Annotated in this window: 14 protein-coding genes and 1 pseudogene; 3 read left to right on the top strand and 12 right to left on the bottom strand. The window is 42.3% G+C overall.

Annotated elements, in window-relative coordinates; genetic code table 11:
• Positions 1-48 precede the first annotated feature (48 nt).
• Positions 49-1,509, bottom strand: a complete 1,461-nt coding sequence (locus M3661_RS12645) for an alpha/beta hydrolase family protein (RefSeq protein ID WP_251485492.1) — start codon at positions 1,507-1,509, stop codon at positions 49-51.
• An 882-nt stretch (positions 1,510-2,391) separates the two neighbouring features.
• Between M3661_RS12645 and M3661_RS12640 the strand changes: the two are divergent.
• Positions 2,392-3,574: pseudogene (locus M3661_RS12640) on the top strand (IS110 family RNA-guided transposase).
• A gap of 181 nt (positions 3,575-3,755) precedes the next feature.
• Here M3661_RS12640 and nadE read toward each other — a convergent pair.
• From nadE to M3661_RS12590, 10 genes are all read right to left on the bottom strand, one after another.
• A complete protein-coding gene (nadE, locus tag M3661_RS12635) occupies positions 3,756-4,574 on the bottom strand; it encodes an ammonia-dependent NAD(+) synthetase (RefSeq protein ID WP_251485489.1) in 819 nt (272 codons plus the stop codon).
• Between the two features lie 18 nt (positions 4,575-4,592).
• Positions 4,593-5,207 (bottom strand): nicotinate (nicotinamide) nucleotide adenylyltransferase, encoded by a 615-nt coding sequence (gene nadD / locus M3661_RS12630; RefSeq protein ID WP_251485481.1) that lies wholly within the window; start codon positions 5,205-5,207, stop codon positions 4,593-4,595.
• Positions 5,208-5,223: 16 nt separating this feature from the next.
• Positions 5,224-6,708 carry a nicotinate phosphoribosyltransferase gene (locus tag M3661_RS12625; protein WP_251485478.1) on the bottom strand — a complete coding sequence of 495 codons (1,485 nt, stop codon included), beginning with the start codon at positions 6,706-6,708 and terminating at the stop codon, positions 5,224-5,226.
• On the bottom strand, positions 6,701-7,276 hold the full coding sequence (locus M3661_RS12620) for a cysteine hydrolase family protein (RefSeq protein ID WP_251485475.1): 576 nt from the start codon (positions 7,274-7,276) through the stop codon (positions 6,701-6,703). The genes M3661_RS12625 and M3661_RS12620 overlap by 8 nt, the downstream gene beginning before the upstream one ends.
• A 152-nt stretch (positions 7,277-7,428) precedes the next feature.
• Complete coding sequence (locus tag M3661_RS12615) at positions 7,429-8,205, bottom strand: NUDIX hydrolase (RefSeq protein ID WP_251485472.1); 777 nt, start codon at positions 8,203-8,205, stop codon at positions 7,429-7,431.
• A 208-nt stretch (positions 8,206-8,413) separates the two neighbouring features.
• A complete protein-coding gene (locus tag M3661_RS12610; protein ID WP_251485470.1) occupies positions 8,414-8,692 on the bottom strand; it encodes a hypothetical protein in 279 nt (92 codons plus the stop codon).
• Between the two features lie 124 nt (positions 8,693-8,816).
• The gene (locus tag M3661_RS12605; RefSeq protein ID WP_065294144.1) at positions 8,817-9,599 is read right to left on the bottom strand and encodes a sugar phosphate isomerase/epimerase family protein; all 783 of its coding nucleotides are present in this window, start codon (positions 9,597-9,599) and stop codon (positions 8,817-8,819) included.
• 265 nt (positions 9,600-9,864) lie between these two features.
• A complete protein-coding gene (locus M3661_RS12600; RefSeq protein ID WP_251485467.1) occupies positions 9,865-10,026 on the bottom strand; it encodes a Rossmann-fold NAD(P)-binding domain-containing protein in 162 nt (53 codons plus the stop codon).
• A gap of 161 nt (positions 10,027-10,187) precedes the next feature.
• Positions 10,188-11,582, bottom strand: a complete 1,395-nt coding sequence (locus M3661_RS12595; RefSeq protein ID WP_251485465.1) for an aldehyde dehydrogenase — start codon at positions 11,580-11,582, stop codon at positions 10,188-10,190.
• Positions 11,583-11,719: 137 nt separating this feature from the next.
• Positions 11,720-12,022: an ArsR/SmtB family transcription factor gene (locus M3661_RS12590; RefSeq protein ID WP_251485462.1), complete on the bottom strand. Its 303-nt coding sequence runs from the start codon at positions 12,020-12,022 to the stop codon at positions 11,720-11,722.
• A 317-nt stretch (positions 12,023-12,339) separates the two neighbouring features.
• Here M3661_RS12590 and M3661_RS12585 point away from each other — a divergent pair, with 317 nt between their 5' ends.
• Together M3661_RS12585 and M3661_RS12580 are read left to right on the top strand one after the other, a co-directional pair.
• Positions 12,340-12,723, top strand: a complete 384-nt coding sequence (locus tag M3661_RS12585) for a BlaI/MecI/CopY family transcriptional regulator (protein ID WP_065294141.1) — start codon at positions 12,340-12,342, stop codon at positions 12,721-12,723.
• A 49-nt stretch (positions 12,724-12,772) separates the two neighbouring features.
• Positions 12,773-15,022 (top strand): M56 family metallopeptidase, encoded by a 2,250-nt coding sequence (locus M3661_RS12580; RefSeq protein ID WP_251485449.1) that lies wholly within the window; start codon positions 12,773-12,775, stop codon positions 15,020-15,022.
• 53 nt (positions 15,023-15,075) lie between these two features.
• Here the strand turns inward: M3661_RS12580 and ppsA are convergent, their stop codons facing one another.
• Positions 15,076-17,664 (bottom strand): phosphoenolpyruvate synthase, encoded by a 2,589-nt coding sequence (ppsA, locus tag M3661_RS12575; protein WP_251485446.1) that lies wholly within the window; start codon positions 17,662-17,664, stop codon positions 15,076-15,078.
• Positions 17,665-17,675: the final 11 nt, after the last annotated feature.

Here is a 17,675-nt window from a genome sequence, read left to right as displayed (position 1 = left end):
TAAAGTTACCTGTAGCATAAAGAAGTATTTCGATTTCGTCAAATCATACTAGTTCCTCTTTTTATTCGCTTCATAGTCATAGAACTGATTTACATGCTCCTCTTTCAACAACAAGGGATCAATCTCTTCATTCATAACATAATGATTAAAGTAAGCTACAATGTAGCGATTCATCACTTGATGAAATTCTTCTATATCGATCCCCTTCGACAACAGCGGCGATAAAAATGGAAAATCGGAAAAAGAATAATGATCTCCGGCATTAAAAATAAGTTGATAAGTATCTGCCCTAATTCCCTCTCTAAAGTGATAATCCGCAAGCTTTTTAATTTGACTATGATATTGCCGGAATTGCTCTGGCGTGATAGATGTATATTTAATTTCCTCATCGTCTAAATCCAGATAGTCTTTATTCAAAATAAACATAAATGGCCGTTCGAGCCCTTTGCTTGCTACCGGTTCATGCAATGGGCCGTCTATGTTGACCCCCGCCAAAATTCTTGCATCGTCCAATAACGACTGAGCAGCGGTTGAACCCCCGTAGGAGTGCCCCAAAATACCGATTCGTTCCATGTCCAGTTTGCCGGTGAACAAACCTTCGGGGTCCCACTCATTCAATACCGTCAATTGATCGAGGACAAACGTCATATCTTCCGATCTTGCCCTCACATTTCGTTCATCTTCAATCGTAAATGAATACGAATAAGCATCGGCCTTACTCATGACTTCTCGCCCATCGGGAAATTGCGTAAAGGCCGCATCAATCATATGATCCACACTGACAACGATATAGCCATGGCTGGCCAGTTCCTCCATTTGAGAAAAGCTTTGCATTCTCGTGCTGCCAAACCCATGTGAAAATAACAGGATGGGGTATCGGTCTTGCTGATTGGACACGGCAATATCTTGTATGCTGTTGGTTCGGCCATATTTGAGATAGTCAAAAAAGAAGCGGGGCGTAGAAAAAAGAAATTCCATAGTTCCTGCCCATTCTGCATAGGGAAAGGATTGGTAACGGATAGGTTGTATGTTGTCATTGATTTCGGCGGGATACCATATTTGGATCATGAGCTCTTTTCTTACTCGCTCCGGCAAAGCGGCGTTCGTTCGAGATTCTTCAAGCAAGTGTCTAGAGCTCATCCCCACTTCGAACGATCCAGTTGGCTTGGGAAGTTGGAATACGGGAATCAATGTTGCAGGAGCGACGCTGCCGAACGCATACAGAATGAGCAGCAAGGCGTATAAAAGTTTTTGTGCTTTCCTTTTTTTTCTGTTCTCTGTTTTATCTTTCCTTCGAAAATATAGCATAATCGTGACTACAGTCAGAACAACAAACAAAGTATAGGTCACCGCCATCTGCCAGCGATAACCTTCTGCTGCCAGATGAAGAGTTAACAGAGCGAATGCGGCTATATTGGCACTAATTTTGATTTTGGCATCCGCCTTGAGTGAAAAAGAAAACAACCAAGCGATATGAACAAATATCAGAACTCCTTCAAACAACCTCACTCATTTCATCTCCTTTTTAAAATGAAGTAAATCTTTCTAATCAACCCTCTTACAAATTAGTTTACTTTAGTAAAGTAAATTATAATTCAATATTATCTATTTATTTCCTGTTCGTCAACCTGGAAAATCACGATGGCCCACCGTGGCGTAATCCGATGCATAGAGGTCGTATTCCATTCGCCATGAATCTGGATCACCATAACGCTCAAATTTTTTTGTGTTTTCCAAACCACCTTATACGGCAGACTTTCACCATCGATCATCAAAAAGGGATACGACCGTCATCGTATCCCGCTACCAGCATTTCACGAGAGGTTACTGTTTACGGCATAGCAAAAAAACACGGGTGATATTCCCGGTTGCCCGCATTCCAAGCTATAATCAAAGATTGAAATTTACTACGCCCGATATTCGGTTAAATTAAAACCACCAATACCATATAAGCAGTCATTTAGAACATCTCCTTTCACGGGAAAAGTTGAAATACAATTTCATTTCACTTCTATCGTGTGACATAACCCTTTCACGTGCTCCCTCGCGGTTCAACGCGTTCGCCAGCTACACATTACTTTCATAATATCACCAAAGGAAACGACGTTTTTCAATACTAACCGGTCGAAATAACCTGCCCGTTCGTATTATAAGGTCAACCAGTTCTTTCTGGTTGATCCTTTTTTCATTAGCTTTGAGAATTGAGGTAGCCGGGTCGAACGTACCTGCCCGTGGGACTTGATCCCGAGCGCTATAATGTTCACCCCTACTTGTCATGACCATGATTGAGGCTGGTTGGGACTTGAGATCCCGTATAACAAGCGATGCTATGGAGCGACAAGATGAAATCACAGGGGCTGCCGGTAAAACTAACTTAGGAAGGTGAATTGAATGAATCCAGTGATTGGTCTGGATATTTCTAAAGATGAAAGCCATGGACAATCCTTTTTAGAACGAGGTAAACCGTACAAAGGGACGTTTCAATTCGAACATACCCGAGAAGGGCTGGCGAAGCTACTTCAAGCTATTCAGAATGTTGAAAAAGCTTCTGGACTACGTCCTTTGCTAGTTCTCGAAGCAACTGGTCATTACCAAAGTCCCGTTGTTCAGTTCTTAGAGGAGCATCATTATTTGTATATTGTCATTAATCCACTCATCTCAAATCGGCTTAGAAAGTCCAACCTTCGTAAAGTGAAGACGGATGCTGCTGATGCTTTTCTGTTGGGAGAGTTGTCTACAAAGAAGAATTTGAACCCTATAAAAAAAGAGGTGTACAACTGCTTAATCTGCGTTATCTAACCAGACAATATGAGTCTCTTTCAAAAATGTGTGTACAAACTAAACTGCAGTTTCAAGCTGTTCTTGATCAAGTTTTCCCTACGTACAAAAGGTGTTTTCGGGGACATATATTCTAGTATCTCACTTCGATTTTTAAATGAGTTTCCAACTTCCTATTTGGTATTGCAATCGGACGAAGGCACGCTTAAGTCCAAAATTAAAGAACTGCTTTCTTCAAGACGAGGGCGTTCAGAGAGTTGGATCTGTGTACGAGTTGAGCGGTTGTTGGATGCAGCAAAACAAAATCCTTTTCAACAAACCATGTACTCTAGTCACTTGATCAATCTAAAAGTTTTGATTTCACTCATTATTCAGTACCAAGAGCATCTATCTCGATTGGAAGAGAACATAGATGCTCTTGCTAAAGAAATTGAAGAATATGATTTAATCCAGTCGATTCCCGGTATTATCGGAAATTGGAGAAGTCGACCGTTTTGATCATCCAAAGAAACTAGTAGCCTTTGCAGGCATTGACCCAAGTGTATTCGCTTCAGGAAAGTTTACGGCAACACGGAATCGAATTACCAAACGTGGTTCCCGGCAACTTCGTTATGCGTTAGTTATGGCTGTCCAGTGTGGACTCATCCGTTCTCGTAATATGCGACTTAAAGATTTCTATGATCGCAAGAGAGCCGAAGGGAAGCCTCATAAAGTAGCTCTGATCGCATGTGCGAATAAACTGGTTCATTGGCTTTATGTCATCCTTAAAAGTAAAAAAACATTCCGTTCTGCTTAATCATTTCATGTTGGTATAACCTTCCAAAACAAAGGGATTGGAAGGTTATTTGTCATACTTATTTTTCACTATACCACATGACTAAGGTTCACTTTACTGGTAATCTTGACAAGCTATTAGCTGGTATAGTGCGTGCTGCCACGCCTTCGCTTGGGCTACATATTCCTCACTACGTTATAGATTACTTCCACCATTGGTCGAATGGTGTCACTGGCAGCTCCCGTTTGTGTTGTGTCACCGCGTAGCGGGTTTCAATATTCACCTTCGCGTCTGGAGCAACTTCGCTGCCGATTAGATATTCATCCAGTACGGTATATTCCAACCCAAGCTCAGCTTCATCAGCTTGTTGCGGCTTGTTGTCGAGAAGATCTGCAGTTGGCGTCTTCAGATATAATCGTTCTTGTGCATGCATCGCGATCAAGAGTTCACGTCCTTGACCTTTCGTAAGTCCAGCTAGCGGGAGAATATCAGCTCCTCCATCACCAAATTTGGTATAGAAGCCAGTGATTGCTTCTGCGGCATGATCGGTTCCCACAACAAGGCATTGATGCTCGCCTGCCACAGCATATTGTGCAATCATACGCATTCTTGCCTTCACGTTCCCTTTATGGTAATCCGAAAGGGCCCTTCCGTCAGCACCCTCATAAGCTTCTGCCATAGCATTTACAGGAGTCTCAATATTGAATGTCAGCGTATCATCAGGCTTAATAAACTGCAAAGCAAGCTGAGCATCGTCCTCATCTTGTTGTGTCCCATAAGGCAGACGGATCGCAATAAACTTGGCTTCATAACCTTCTGCACGAAGCTCTTCTGCCGCCAATTGGGTTAATCGTCCAGCAAGTGTCGAATCCTGCCCCCCGCTGATTCCTAACACAAATCCTTTCGCTCCCGTTGTACGGCAATACTCCTTAAGGAAATCCACCCGCATCCGAATTTCTTCCGCTGGCATAATCGTGCGTTTTACATGCAATACGTTGATGATTTCGATTTGCTTATTCATATCCCGCTTCCCCTTTCATTATTTGTATAGGTGATTGATTTGAATGTAATCGTAAACCTGATCAGGAACCAAGTAGCGCGGCTCTCCGCCCATTTTGAATTCGTCTCTGATATAACTAGAGCTAATCTCCATTGCCAGCCCTTTGTCGATCAAATGAAACGTGTGGCCATCATCTGCATTTCGAAGAATTGGAGATTTGCTAATGGCCGACAGCATATTGATGCCGTCTCTTGCCATGACAATGAACTTATTTTCACGAATTAGTTCCTCTGCCCGCTTCCATTTCCCTTCACCGATATCGACGAGCAGATCAGCACCCATGATGAAATACACATCGTCATTCGGATATTTCGCTCGAAAATGCTTCATTGTTTTGTACGTGGCAATTTCCCAAACAGGTTGATTCATCTCAAAATCGTCAACTTCAAATTTGTCGTTGCCCTCAATCGCAATCCGAACCATGTTCATTCGATGTTCATCCGACACATTCATTTGTTTATCTTGCCGCTTACTGGAACAAGGCAGGAAAATCACCTTGTCCAGCTTGCAACGATGCGCTACGGTGCTTGCTGTCCAAAGATGAACATTCGTGATCGGGTCAAAGGATGATCCATAAATCCCGATTTTCGCCATCTCATCCAGCCTCCTTCTAAGCTTCTAGAGCCGCTTGAACTCTATTTCGAACTTCTTCAATCAACCGCATCTTATTATTCCAGCATTCTTGACTGAGGTTAACAGGGTATTCTGCTGGATTGAGCGTCCGTTTATATTCATCCCATAATACATCGAGATTTTCTGTTACAAACTCCCTAATTTCGTTAAGCGTAGGAACATCGTACACCAAGTTCCCGCTTTCAAAGATGGTATGATGAAGTTCTCTCGCTTCAAATCCCGTTACGAATTTTGCAATATACGTGTGAACGGGGTGAAACATATGCAAGCGCTGTTCCGACTGCGGTTCTTCATGTTCCAGTGCAATGTAGTCGCCCTCTGATTTCCCATTCGCCTTGTTGACGATACGGAATACACGCTTGCGTCCAGGGGTCGTAATCTTCTCAGGATTCGAGCTGATTTTGATCGTATCAACCATAGTTCCGTTTTCGTCTTCAATCGAGATCAGCTTGTATACGGCACCCAAAGCGGGTTGATCATACGCTGTAATCAGCTTGGTGCCAATACCCCACACATCTATTCTAGCCCCCTGTGTTTTCAGGTTCATGATGGTTTGTTCGTCGAGATCGTTTGAGGCAAAGATTTTGGCATTCGGGAAGCCTGCTTCATCAAGCATTTTACGGGCTTCTTTCGATAAATACGCTAAGTCTCCACTATCAAGTCGGATACCCTTAAAGTTGATACGCTCACCGAACTCTTTCGCCACTTTGATTGCCGTAGGGACACCAGATCTCAGTGTGTCATAGGTATCAACAAGGAATACGCAGTCTTTATGCGTTTCTGCATACGCTTTAAATGCCTTATATTCATCTCGATAGGCTTGAACCATTGCATGAGCGTGTGTGCCCGAGACAGGGATGCCAAATAACTTCCCTGCCCTTACATTCGACGTTGCTTCGAATCCCGCAAGATACGCAGCTCTCGTACCCCAAATCGCGGCATCCAGTTCTTGTGCTCGCCGAGTTCCGAACTCCATGCAATGATCCTCACCTGCTACTTGCTTAATTCGAGATGCTTTTGTTGCAATAAGGGTTTGATAATTAACGATATTAAGTATCACAGTTTCAATTAGCTGTGCTTCCGCCAGTGGTGCTTCAATTCGCATAATCGGTTCATTCGCAAAAACCAGTTCCCCTTCTTTCATCGAACGAACGGTTCCTGTGAAACGAATGGCCTGAAGGTAATCTAGATATTCTTCGCTATACCCTTCTTCCTGAAGATAACTCAAATCGCTATCGGTAAAGCGGAAATCATACAAATAACGAACGACCCGCTCCAAGCCTGCAAAGATCGCATATCCGTTCTGGAAAGGAAGCTTGCGGAAATATACTTCGAACACCGCTTTACGGTTATGCATGCCATTTTGCCAGTAGACCTGCGCCATATTAATTTGATATTTATCGGTATGCAGCGCGAGACTGTCATCACCATGATTGAATATCGGAAGCTCAACCTTATTCATTATCGTTTTCCTCCTTTTTGACTACTGCAGCTCCGAGCGAACCCTTGAAATGTCTGAGTGCCCATACATGACCTTCGGCATCAAAGCTTGCAACGGCATCCTCATGAACGACAATATCGAGACCTTTATTGTAAGCATCTACTGCGGTGTGGAGTACGCAAATGTCCGTACAAACGCCTACTAGATGAAGTTCATTTATCCCTCTTGCTCGAAGTAAAAGCTCTAAGTCTGTACCAGCAAATGCACTGTATCTTGTTTTGTCCATCCAATAGACATTATTAGCGTCTTTATTTGCTTGATACAGATCCTCCAATTGACCGAAAAGCATCCGACCTTCGGTTCCCTCAATATTGTGCGGCGGGAACAGCTTCGTTTCCGGATGGAATGCGTCATTCTCCTTATGAATATCGATAGCGAAAACAACGAAATCACCGCTTTGAATAAACTCTTTCGTAATTTCAGTCATTCGCCCTTCAATTGCTTGCCCTGGTGCTCCGCAACTCAATGCCCCATCCGTAGCAACAAAGTCCTTTGTATAGTCGATATTAATGAGTGCTTTCTTTTTCATTGTGTACTCCTCCTCTAATTTAACTATTTCATAATTGTTAATTGTTATTGCAAAAAAGAGTAGTGACAATAAAGTTAGAATAGCACTTCACACCTCGACTTCGAAATGCTATTTCCTTTAGTCACCATCTTATTGTAATCAGCTAACATCCATCACATTCTGGCATGGTAAATGGATTTGTTTAGATCCATTTCGACAAATCGGTACAACTGTGTCGGTCGTTTCGATGTTCGGGTAGTCTTCTTCCCTACAACCTCTTGGATAAAGGGCAACGATTTGATCTTTCTTGCAAATGCCGGTTCCGACGCAATTGCGGAATCATCTGTGACCGTAAGGAGAACGGCTTGCAGCTCCGAGTACGTGAATTCTGCGGGTAGAAACTCCTTGGCGACAGTCGTTTCGAGAAGCTTCTGGCGAATCACATGAATCGCATCTGCGATGATTTGTGCGTGATCGAAAGCAAGATCGAGATTCATAACCTCTTTTACCGAGAACAATTGAACATCTGAAGCGTCATCGTTTGCCTGTCTTTGCGACAACTTGTGTTCGGGAACAATTGCAAAGTGTGCATTTGTAATCATCCAGCCCCGCGGATCACGTCCTGGTTTATCATAAACACCATAATGTTCAAGATGAATATCCTCTACACCTGTTTCTTCTTGCAGCTCGCGTTGTGCACTTTCATAGGCAGTCTCATTTGGATTGACGAAGCCACCCGGCAATGCCCACTTCCCTGCTTCGATATTCGGCTTTCCTTCGCTGTTTAGCATACTCCGCTGAATGAGCATAATTTTGAGCTCCATCTCGGGCGGTTTGAATTCTTTGATTGTAACAGGCAATATCGTAAATACTGCAATGTCTGATGTATATCCATCTGGCGTTCGATATTGTTTGACATCATATTGATCTAAGGCCTCTTTGTTTGACACGATAAGCACAACCTTTTCTCTCTTTTAACAATTACCAATGTGTTAATTGTATAATACGAGTAATTCAACCTTTTGTCAACCTATATATTCCATGTTTTTAAAGACTCTTATACTAACTAATTTTGCGCAAATAAAGAGCCTCCTTTTTGGGGAGGCATCTTTCAAAGTTTCATGTCTCAACACGGTTATATGTATGGTTAAACCATTGTTACAAACTAAAAAAGACACCATTTAATAAACCATAAACAATAACTTTGTCTCCATTGACGTTATAAAATGAGAACTTAGAGAAGAAAATATAATTATCTCTTTCCATCCCCAGTAGCTTAAAAGCAACAGATGCTACAAAGTGATTTGCGTCTGCTTTCTTACTCACATAATCAGTAAAGTCATCTTTATTCGGATTCGTAACGGCTAAAATGATCAGTAATACACCGATAATAACGTATTTTAGCGATGACTTCTTTTTTGTTTTTTCTTCCGTCATGATTGTACAATCCCCTATTTTCTATATATTTTCTCATCCAATACAAAAGACCAATAATATGTAATGAATCAGTATGATATTTTTATAGAATATGTATCCTGCAAATATCCATGATTGTTGCAGATTATTTCCGTTTTAATTCTTCCAGCCTCTTTGCTCGTTCACACGCTTTATGTAAAAACTCTTTAGCTGATAAATCCGCATAATCCCAATTCATGGCCTCTATTGCAATCGCGCCTGAATAATCCGTCTCCGCGATTTTTTTCATGGTTGTAGACCAATCAATCGTACCATCAAAAGGTAATCCATGTTGGGCATAACTTCCGTTATTATCATGTAAATGTAGTGCCATCAGCCGAGAACCGTACTCGGATAATAAATCATAGTCTGGATAATGGCGGTAGTGATGTCCGGAGTCATAACAGAATCCGATACGCTGCGAATCTACTTGCTCCAGCACATATGCCAAATTGGAAAGGTTCCATAAATTCTCCAGTGCAACATTGACACCAAGCTGTTCAGCTTTTTCAGTGATTCTCTTGATTCTATCCAATCCCAATGTGTTATATGGATTGTCTTCGTTAGGCAAATGCACAACCATTGTCGGAATCTCAAAATCAGCGCAATCTGCAACACATTGCAAATAGCAATCCGTTGCGGTTACACCGTCCAGATTGTCAAGCCAGAGGTTGTTTTCGTTTTGGATTGGTGTGTGGATATTTTCGATAAATAGACCCGCTTCTCGCGCTATTTGCGGCCCTTTGCGGTAATCGTTCCGACCAAAGCAGTCACGACCAAAGCCATCACTCCACCATATTAAAACGCCATCAAATCCAGCTTCTTTGATTAACTGAAAACGTTCCGTATTCGGCAATTTATAACCAAACCAATCATAAATGGTAAGCATAAGCCTCTTCCTTTCTTGCTTTCTTTATCATAGCTTTTACATAATTCATAGACTTTATCTCATTATAGTATACTTAATATTGGAAGTAGACAATAAATGATATCATTGCAAGAACGTGAGATGATATCACCCGCGAGCTCCTCTCCCTCTCCGTAATTTCGTTGTTCCAGCTGAATCCACCTTGATTGCTTCCGACACCCGTATTGGCTTGTAGTTATAACAAAGACTGCCCATAGCTAGGCAGTCTTGTGATCGGTCTATACTACTAAAGCGGTGCAAACTTTGCAATCTCATCAGAAGTATAGATGGTAACTTTCTGTTCTTTGCTTCGTAAAGCGATAACTTTCATTGCATATGCGACCTGTTCTCCTGAAATAGAACGATATTTTCTTGCAGACCCCACAAGCAGAGGGTTTACCATTTTCAAAAGTATTTCCCCAACCTTTTCCCCTCACCGAAATTCATCGCGGTTCCCTCCCTATGAAACCCGTTGCTCCTACCACTAATGCTAACCGTTTCGCTTCCATGTTCATCGATCCCATCCTTTCTACAATCCTAATGATACCTATATCGGTAAGAAGTAAAATTCTAACGTAAGAACTTTTTGACCAATCTCAGTTTCTTCTCATTGTAAGGAGGCAAAATAAAACTGGTATCGATTATTGTGGTCTTCTTAACAATGCTCTTATGATGTGAAAAAAGGTCGAAACTATATTTCCCATGATAGGCGCCTATTCCTGAATTCCCCACGCCACCGAAAGGCAAATGACTATTCGCAATGTGAAGAATCGTATCGTTTACACAACCGCCACCAAAGGAAACTCTACGCAACACCTCTTCCTCACAATTCTTATCCTCTGTGAACAAGTATAAGGCCAATGGCTTCGGATGCTCTTGAATGGTGTGAATGGCATGGTCTAACTGATCGTATTCCAAAATCGGTAGAAGCGGCCCAAAAATCTCGTCTAACATAACCGCATCAGACCATGATGCTGCCTCCAGTAATGTTGGTTCGATATACAACTTCTCTCTTACTGATTTACCGCCATAGATTACGTTATTTCGATCTTTTTCCAGAATTGAATTCAATCTATCGAATTGGCGCTCATTCACAATGCGGCCATAGTCCTTACTGTCCATCGGATCTTCTCCATAGTAATTCACGATGACCTCTTTCATTTTTGAAATGAGAGCGTCTTTGACTTCCGAATGTACCAACATGTAATCTGGCGCAATACAGGTTTGGCCTGTATTCATAAACTTGCCCCATACAATTCTTTTCGCTGCTGCATCTAAGTTCGCAGTCTTGTCTACAATGACAGGGCTTTTCCCTCCAAGTTCTAAGGTTACGGGGACTAGATTTTTGGCAGCAGCCTCCATCACGATCTTTCCAACCTGTACACTTCCCGTGAAAAAGATATAGTCAAAAGGGGCATGTATGAGTGCTGACGTTGCTTCCTTCTCCCCTTCTACGACTCGGACGTAACTCTTATCAAAGATCTCGTTAATCATTTCATGAACGACTCGCGTTGTATGAGGTGTATGTTCTGAAGGCTTAAGTACCGCACAATTTCCCGCAGCAATTGCTCCAATAAGAGGTTCAATCAGCAATTGGAACGGATAATTATAAGGCCCTATAATGAGTACTGTCCCATATGGCTCTTTAATAATTTGGCTTCTAGAAGGCCACAAAGCTAGAGGTGTTTTTACCTTCTGGGGCTTCATCCATTTCTTCACATGCTTCATTGTGTTCTTCATACTATCCAATACAAAGCCAATCTCCGTTGAATACGCCTCATATTCACTTTTCCCTAAATCCTGATTCAATGCTTGTGTAATTCGATCCTCATTACGCTTAATGCTCTCTGTTAATTTGCGCAGCTGTTCGAGGCGAAATTGTACAGTACTCGTTGAACCTTGTTGGAAAAATTCCTTATGTTCCGTAAGAATGCACTCAACGTCCAGCTTATCTATTTGATTCATTCCTTTACACCCCTTTTCTATTCTCACTGTATAAATTCCTTATGCTATTATCCATCCAACAATTCCCCGAACATCAAAATATCTAAGCGTTCAAACCCTTCGACGTATGCGAGATTACAAAGGCCTTTAGATTTGCTCTAAAGGCACTCATTTTCAAGTAACAATAGTAGTTTTTTTAACGAATCAACAGCAGTATCCAAGGTTACGGAATAATAACGCTCTGTACCGATCTTCTCCATCGTAACTAAGCCTTGATCCCGCAGCAATATTAAATGATGAGAAATCGCTGGACGCGATAATGTAGATTGGGCTGTTATTTCACCCACTGACATAGGCCCCTGTTCACTAAGCCACAGGATGATATCTTGGCGATGCGGATCTACTAACAGTTGAAAAAAAGGAATACATGTGCGAAATTGATCTAATGCCTGCTTTCCCATATTCTATCCTTTCTTCATGACGTTGTAACGAAAGGTTTACATACTTAAACGTTTTGTTGGAGTCATTCTAATCAATTCTCCAATGATAATCAAATTTATTGAAATGGAAATATGATGTCATGAAAACGGACTTGAGACCTGATGTTGAGATGCATCGCTAGTTCATTGGAGACGGGACTGACGGTGAAGTCTACAAGTTGTTCTGTACCAAGGATTAAACAAGATTACGCCCTTCTTGACTTTTTACGTTTACATGCGTAAACTGAGCATTAAAGTTTACAGTTGTAAACAATATCGTTAGAAAGAGAGTGAAGATATTGAACAACCTCCCTCACATTACCGAGGCCGAAAGTGAAGTGATGAAGCTGCTATGGCAGAAGGAGCCTTTAACATCGATCGAGATCATTTCCAACTTAAAGGATCAGATGGATTGGTCAGATCAAACCATCAAAACATTCCTGAATAGGCTCCACAAAAAAAAGGCGATCCGATTTGAAAAGTCCGGCAGGAACTACTTATATTACCCACTGGTTACCTACGACGAATATCTCAAAGCAGCGAACCGCTCCTTCCTGGATCGGGTTTATAACGGGGCTATTGGCATGCTGTTCACCAAATTTCTGGAAGAGGAAAAACTCTCGGATAGCCAAATTGATGAGCTCCAACAGCTATTAGAGAAAAAGAAAGGAGACGGCAGTTAAATCTCGCGATTAGCTTCTGCCATGAGGTTAAAAGAAGGAGAACGAATGTATGAAACTGATTGAAACCTTGTTTTATCTTGTGTTGACCGCATCCCTAGCGTCCACTGTCATCATCTTGCCGCTGCTCTTGACTCGGAAGCTATTATTTAACCGTCTAGGCCCGCGTATTTTTCATGTGCTGTGGATTCTTGTGTTAATCAAGCTGCTTATTCCTATAGCTCCACAAAGTCCTGTCAGCCTATTTAATTTCGTACCGCACGACATCAATTGGCCTACATGGACTGCAGAGCAGCCTGTTTCTTCAGAAGACACAATGGACCCGTCACTGACGGCAAAGAATAGCGATACAACAACAAACGTAAATCCTGCACCTATATCAAAGCAGACGGAAGAATCAAGTTCAATAGTGAATCCGCCCCTTCAACCCTATACCTATGAAGAAGAACGGGATCACCCCAATAAGATGCTCACGATCGGTTCAATTGTATGGGTTGCAGGAATATTAGCCTTGAGTACCTATTATCTGTTTGTTGTTCTAAGATTCAACAAAAGAGTTGGAGTTTCATGCAAATTAGAGAATCACGAGGTGCTCTCTATTCTGGAGGCGTGCAAGGCGAAACTGGGCATCACGAGACCGATTCCTATCTATGAGACCACTCGCCTCCACAGCCCATGCATCTATGGATTGACGAGGCCGAGAATTTATTTGCCGGCAGATATTGTAACGATTGCCGATTCCCGTCAGCTAATGCACATCATTCTGCACGAACTGACCCATTATAAACGAGCTGACTTATGGTTCAATTTCTTATGGACACTGGCTGCAGTGCTCCACTGGTTCAATCCATTTGTATGGCTGTCCATGAAAAAAATAAAAGCCGACCGGGAAGTCGCATGCGACGCGGGTGTGCTTGAGATGCTGGATGAGCATGAATCCTCAGCATACGGAATGACGCTCCTTATGCTGTCGCGATTATTTACCCGAACCTCTTCCCCTCAGGTTAATCTTTCGAATTTCGTTGAAAACAATAGGGAAATGAAACGGAGAATTACGATGATATCTAAATTTAGAAAAGGTACGTATAAACTGTCCGCTGCGACGATTATCCTGCTTCTCGGCTTAGGCGCCGTTATGCTTACGAACTCTTCGGAGCACGCGAATGGCGCCGAATCAGGTTCGAAACAGGAGAGCTCCCCTTCCACATTTAAAATTGAAGGTGTGTTTGATAGGCATAAATGGTTCAATAATTTGGAAAGAGCAAATGATTTTGCCGGTTTTCCATTTAAAGTCCCTGATTATCTACCTAAGGGGTATCAATTGATTAATGTTTATGTTTCCGAAAAATTTGTAAATCAGAAGGATAATGAGGTTACCATAAAATTTAGTTCAAATTACGGAAAAGCGGATGAGAAACAATTCGAAGTGATCGCCTCTACAGGAAATATAATGAATGGGACACTCTCTCAATTATTGGAGGGAGGGAAAATGACAAAAACCCCGGGACCATCATGGGGAAAAGCCCTACCCCAAACCTATATACAAGATGAGGTTACATATGCCGATATCCGAGGTATTTTAGTTACGACCGTACAGAAATACGAGCATCATGAGCCGGAAATCGCAAAAACCTTCTTTTGGCGTGATGAAGGAATATACTACGCCATTGATTTCTATAGCGAGGATCATACCTTGGAAGAAGGGATTCCTCGGAATCGGAGAACGATTTCGCAAGACGAACTGGAGAAAATCTTGAAATCTTTTACACACCCGCAGCATATCCAACATGTCAGTTACGACGGAGAGGGAAATTCGTTTCCGATCTATGATGAGAAGGATTTGCAGATGGCGGAAAAACTTCTGGGCTTTAAAGTGAAACTCCCGCTCACTCTCTCGAATAATAAACTGAAGCTTACAAGCTCGTTCATGCTCCAGGCAGGAGATCAAAACACCGGCTACTCCTTCAGACCTACCGTGGATACAGTATGGAGTATTTACCGTGAAGCAGTCGATTCCCAAGCAAGTTATCTTGCGGTTTATCAAAACAAGTTACCATTAATGAATGGTTCACAGTTGACTTTGATTAGGGAACTGGACATGGACGGCATTGGCATTTCCGCCTACAAGGACGACAATCATGTCTTTGGCGGCCCCTACTACAACAACGAGAAGCTCATCTCTGAAACCTATTACATATGGAAGCAGCATGATATTTATTACACTGCCTACTTAGACGATAATAAATTATCGAAAGAAAGACAGGAAGAACTGCTCAAAGCTTTCATACTCGCGCCTCAATGAGGCTGGGAGATCGTACGCCCCCCAAATCAATGGGGGGGTGTTTTATTCATCCATTACAATATTTCGATATACCCTTCTGTTCCATGCACGCGAATTCGTTGTCCATCTTTGATCAGCTTGGTAGCATCCTCCACTCCTACAACTGCAGGCAAGCCATATTCACGCGCGATAACGGCTCCATGAGTCATAAGTCCGCCAACTTCGGTGACGAGGCCTTTGATAGATAGAAACAAGGGTGTCCAGCTAGGATCCGTAAAGGCGGTGACTAAGATATCTCCATCTTCGAGATCAGCATCTTCCATATTCAAGATCACACGCGCACGCCCCTCTATAACGCCTGAAGAAACAGGCAGACCTACAATAGCATTCGAGGGAAGATTATCTCGTTTGTACTTCCCTACAATGATTTCGCCATCAGACGTGATAACACGTGGTGGGGTTAGTTTTGCATAATAGCTGTACTCGTCTTTTCGTTTGTTGATGATGTGGTAATCCAGTTTATTTGTGCGTACAACCCCATGAAGTTCCTCCAAAGTGAGATAGAAGATATCTTCCTTTTCATGAATGATGCCCGCTTGTACGAGTTGTTCCGCTTCTTTCAGTAAAGCCTGCTTATACACGAAGTAGCGATTAATCAAGCTGTACTTTGGATATTCGCGAAACCCGCTGAAATTCCGAATGAGATTGATCATTCGTTTAGTTTCTTTGGCTTTTTGTTCGCCATCCGGCAATTGCTTTAATCGCTCTAATAACTCTTGTTCTTTTTTCATAGCTTCTTGTTGCCCTTGCTCAAACTTCTGCTTGCTCGCATTAGGCTCAAAGTTTTTGATGTTGCCGAGAATCAGGGGGACAAGCGTAGTTGGTTTCTCACTCCAACGCGTTCTAGTTATATCGATTTCTCCGGCACAGCGCATTCCATATTTGACGAGATAAGCATCGATAGCGTCTCGGGTTTCCTGCCCACCTTCTAACTTAAGCAGTTCATCCAAGAAATGATCCTCTTTTACATGTTCTAAATACTCGATGACTTCTGGATAAGGACGGATCACATCTGCGACATCCAATAGCGCCAGACCCATTTCCGAAGTAATATTGCCCGGTACAGATTGAGAAAGGGTATCTGCAGCGTGTTTTTCACCTAACCACTCGTTCATGTTTTCATTGATCCATGCTGCAGCATCCATTGCAACCAGAATCACATCTATAATTTGCGCATCAAATACAATCTTCTTTAATTGCTCGAGATCTTCGTAAATAAAATCCAACAAATCTGATCCTGATTTCGTTTGGATATTTTGTTTCAACGCTTCGAGCGATTCTTGATTACGCTTAATTGACTCAGGAACGATTGACGGATTGTTTTCAATTTCACGCATTTTATCTGCGGTGCTTTTATACGGATTTGGTGCTGTGGTATCAACTGGCAGCATCTTTATAAAATCCCGTTCTAGAACGGTCATCAGTGCATCTTTAATAAGCGGATCGGATTTTCCCAGGTAATTTAATACATGGTCTCTGCTAGCGAGCATAGGTGTCACATCAACAAACAACCTGCCACCAGCTTTACTCATAGGTGCTGTAGTGGTTAACTGGAAAAAAGACAATCCCAGCGGTTTCATAGGATCGGTCATCATTTGTTGGTGGCCGACAGATACATAAACGCGATTTTCCTGATCATTCGCTTCTGGAATCGGGTATAACGTCGTGATTGGCCGACTCTGGACAATGTAAAAGGTATCATCAACCAGACACCATTCGATATCTTGTGGGCAACCAAAATAGGCTTCGATCTGCCTTCCGATGCGTGCTAGTCGTAAAATTTGTTGCTCAGTCAGGGTTTGAGTCTTTTGCAGGTCAGGATCGATCTGTTGTGTCTCTGTTCCACCTTCCTTTCGTCCATAGACCGCCAATTTTTTGGCCGCGATCCTCTTATCGATGATTTCCCCTTCCTGTACTTTATAACAATCGGCAGAGACCAAGCCAGAGACCAGTGCTTCTCCAAGTCCAAAACTAGCATCGATCGATATTACCTTTCGGTTGGAAGTAATCGGATCAGCGGTAAATAAAATTCCCGAAGCTTGTGGGAACACCATCCTTTGAATGATAACGGCTAAATAAACGTGACTATGGTCGAATCCATTTTGCATTCGGTAAATGACTGCGCGATCCGTAAAAAGGGAGGCCCAACATTTGCTGATATGCTGCAGGATGGCTTCTTTGCCGATAATATTTAAATAAGTGTCTTGTTGGCCAGCAAAAGAGGCATGTGGCAAATCTTCAGCAGTCGCACTGGAACGCACAGCATAAGCATGTTCCTCGCCAAACTGGGAGAGATATTGAGTTACTGCTTCCACAACATCAGAAGGAATTTCTACTTCCAAAATGATTTCTCGAATCTTCCTGCTGATTTCACCAATTTGATCTCGTTCCTCAATGTTTAGCATCGTCAGTCGATTGAGCAAAGCATGATACGTTTCGTTTTGCTCGATTGCTTTTTGATATCCCCGTGTTGTCACACAAAAGCCTTCTGGTACTTGGATTCCCTCAATTTTTGATAACTCCCCTACATTCAATCCTTTTCCGCCAACGAGCAGTAGCTGGTTATTTTTCATTTCCTGAAAACCGAGAACGAAAGAACTCATACCTATCTCTC

Source organism: Paenibacillus sp. MER 180 (genome assembly GCF_023713665.1).
Classification (GTDB): Bacteria; Bacillota; Bacilli; order Paenibacillales; family Paenibacillaceae; genus Paenibacillus_B; species Paenibacillus_B suaedae.
The sequence above is the reverse complement of the archived record's forward strand: the minus strand, read 5'-3'. Positions and strand labels throughout refer to the sequence as shown.

Excerpts from the sequence above, each read along its gene's own strand:
- nadE (WP_251485489.1), bottom strand. The coding sequence starts at position 4,574 with ATGAATAAGCAAATCGAAATCATCAACGTATTGCATGTAAAACGCACG.
- nadD (WP_251485481.1), bottom strand. The coding sequence starts at position 5,207 with ATGGCGAAAATCGGGATTTATGGATCATCCTTTGACCCGATCACGAAT.
- M3661_RS12625 (WP_251485478.1), bottom strand. The coding sequence starts at position 6,708 with ATGAATAAGGTTGAGCTTCCGATATTCAATCATGGTGATGACAGTCTC.
- M3661_RS12620 (WP_251485475.1), bottom strand. The coding sequence starts at position 7,276 with ATGAAAAAGAAAGCACTCATTAATATCGACTATACAAAGGACTTTGTT.
- M3661_RS12610 (WP_251485470.1), bottom strand. The coding sequence starts at position 8,692 with ATGACGGAAGAAAAAACAAAAAAGAAGTCATCGCTAAAATACGTTATT.
- M3661_RS12605 (WP_065294144.1), bottom strand. The coding sequence starts at position 9,599 with ATGCTTACCATTTATGATTGGTTTGGTTATAAATTGCCGAATACGGAA.
- M3661_RS12595 (WP_251485465.1), bottom strand. The coding sequence starts at position 11,582 with ATGAATCAAATAGATAAGCTGGACGTTGAGTGCATTCTTACGGAACAT.
- M3661_RS12590 (WP_251485462.1), bottom strand. The coding sequence starts at position 12,022 with ATGGGAAAGCAGGCATTAGATCAATTTCGCACATGTATTCCTTTTTTT.
- M3661_RS12580 (WP_251485449.1), top strand. The coding sequence starts at position 12,773 with ATGAAACTGATTGAAACCTTGTTTTATCTTGTGTTGACCGCATCCCTA.
- ppsA (WP_251485446.1), bottom strand. The coding sequence starts at position 17,664 with ATGAGTTCTTTCGTTCTCGGTTTTCAGGAAATGAAAAATAACCAGCTA.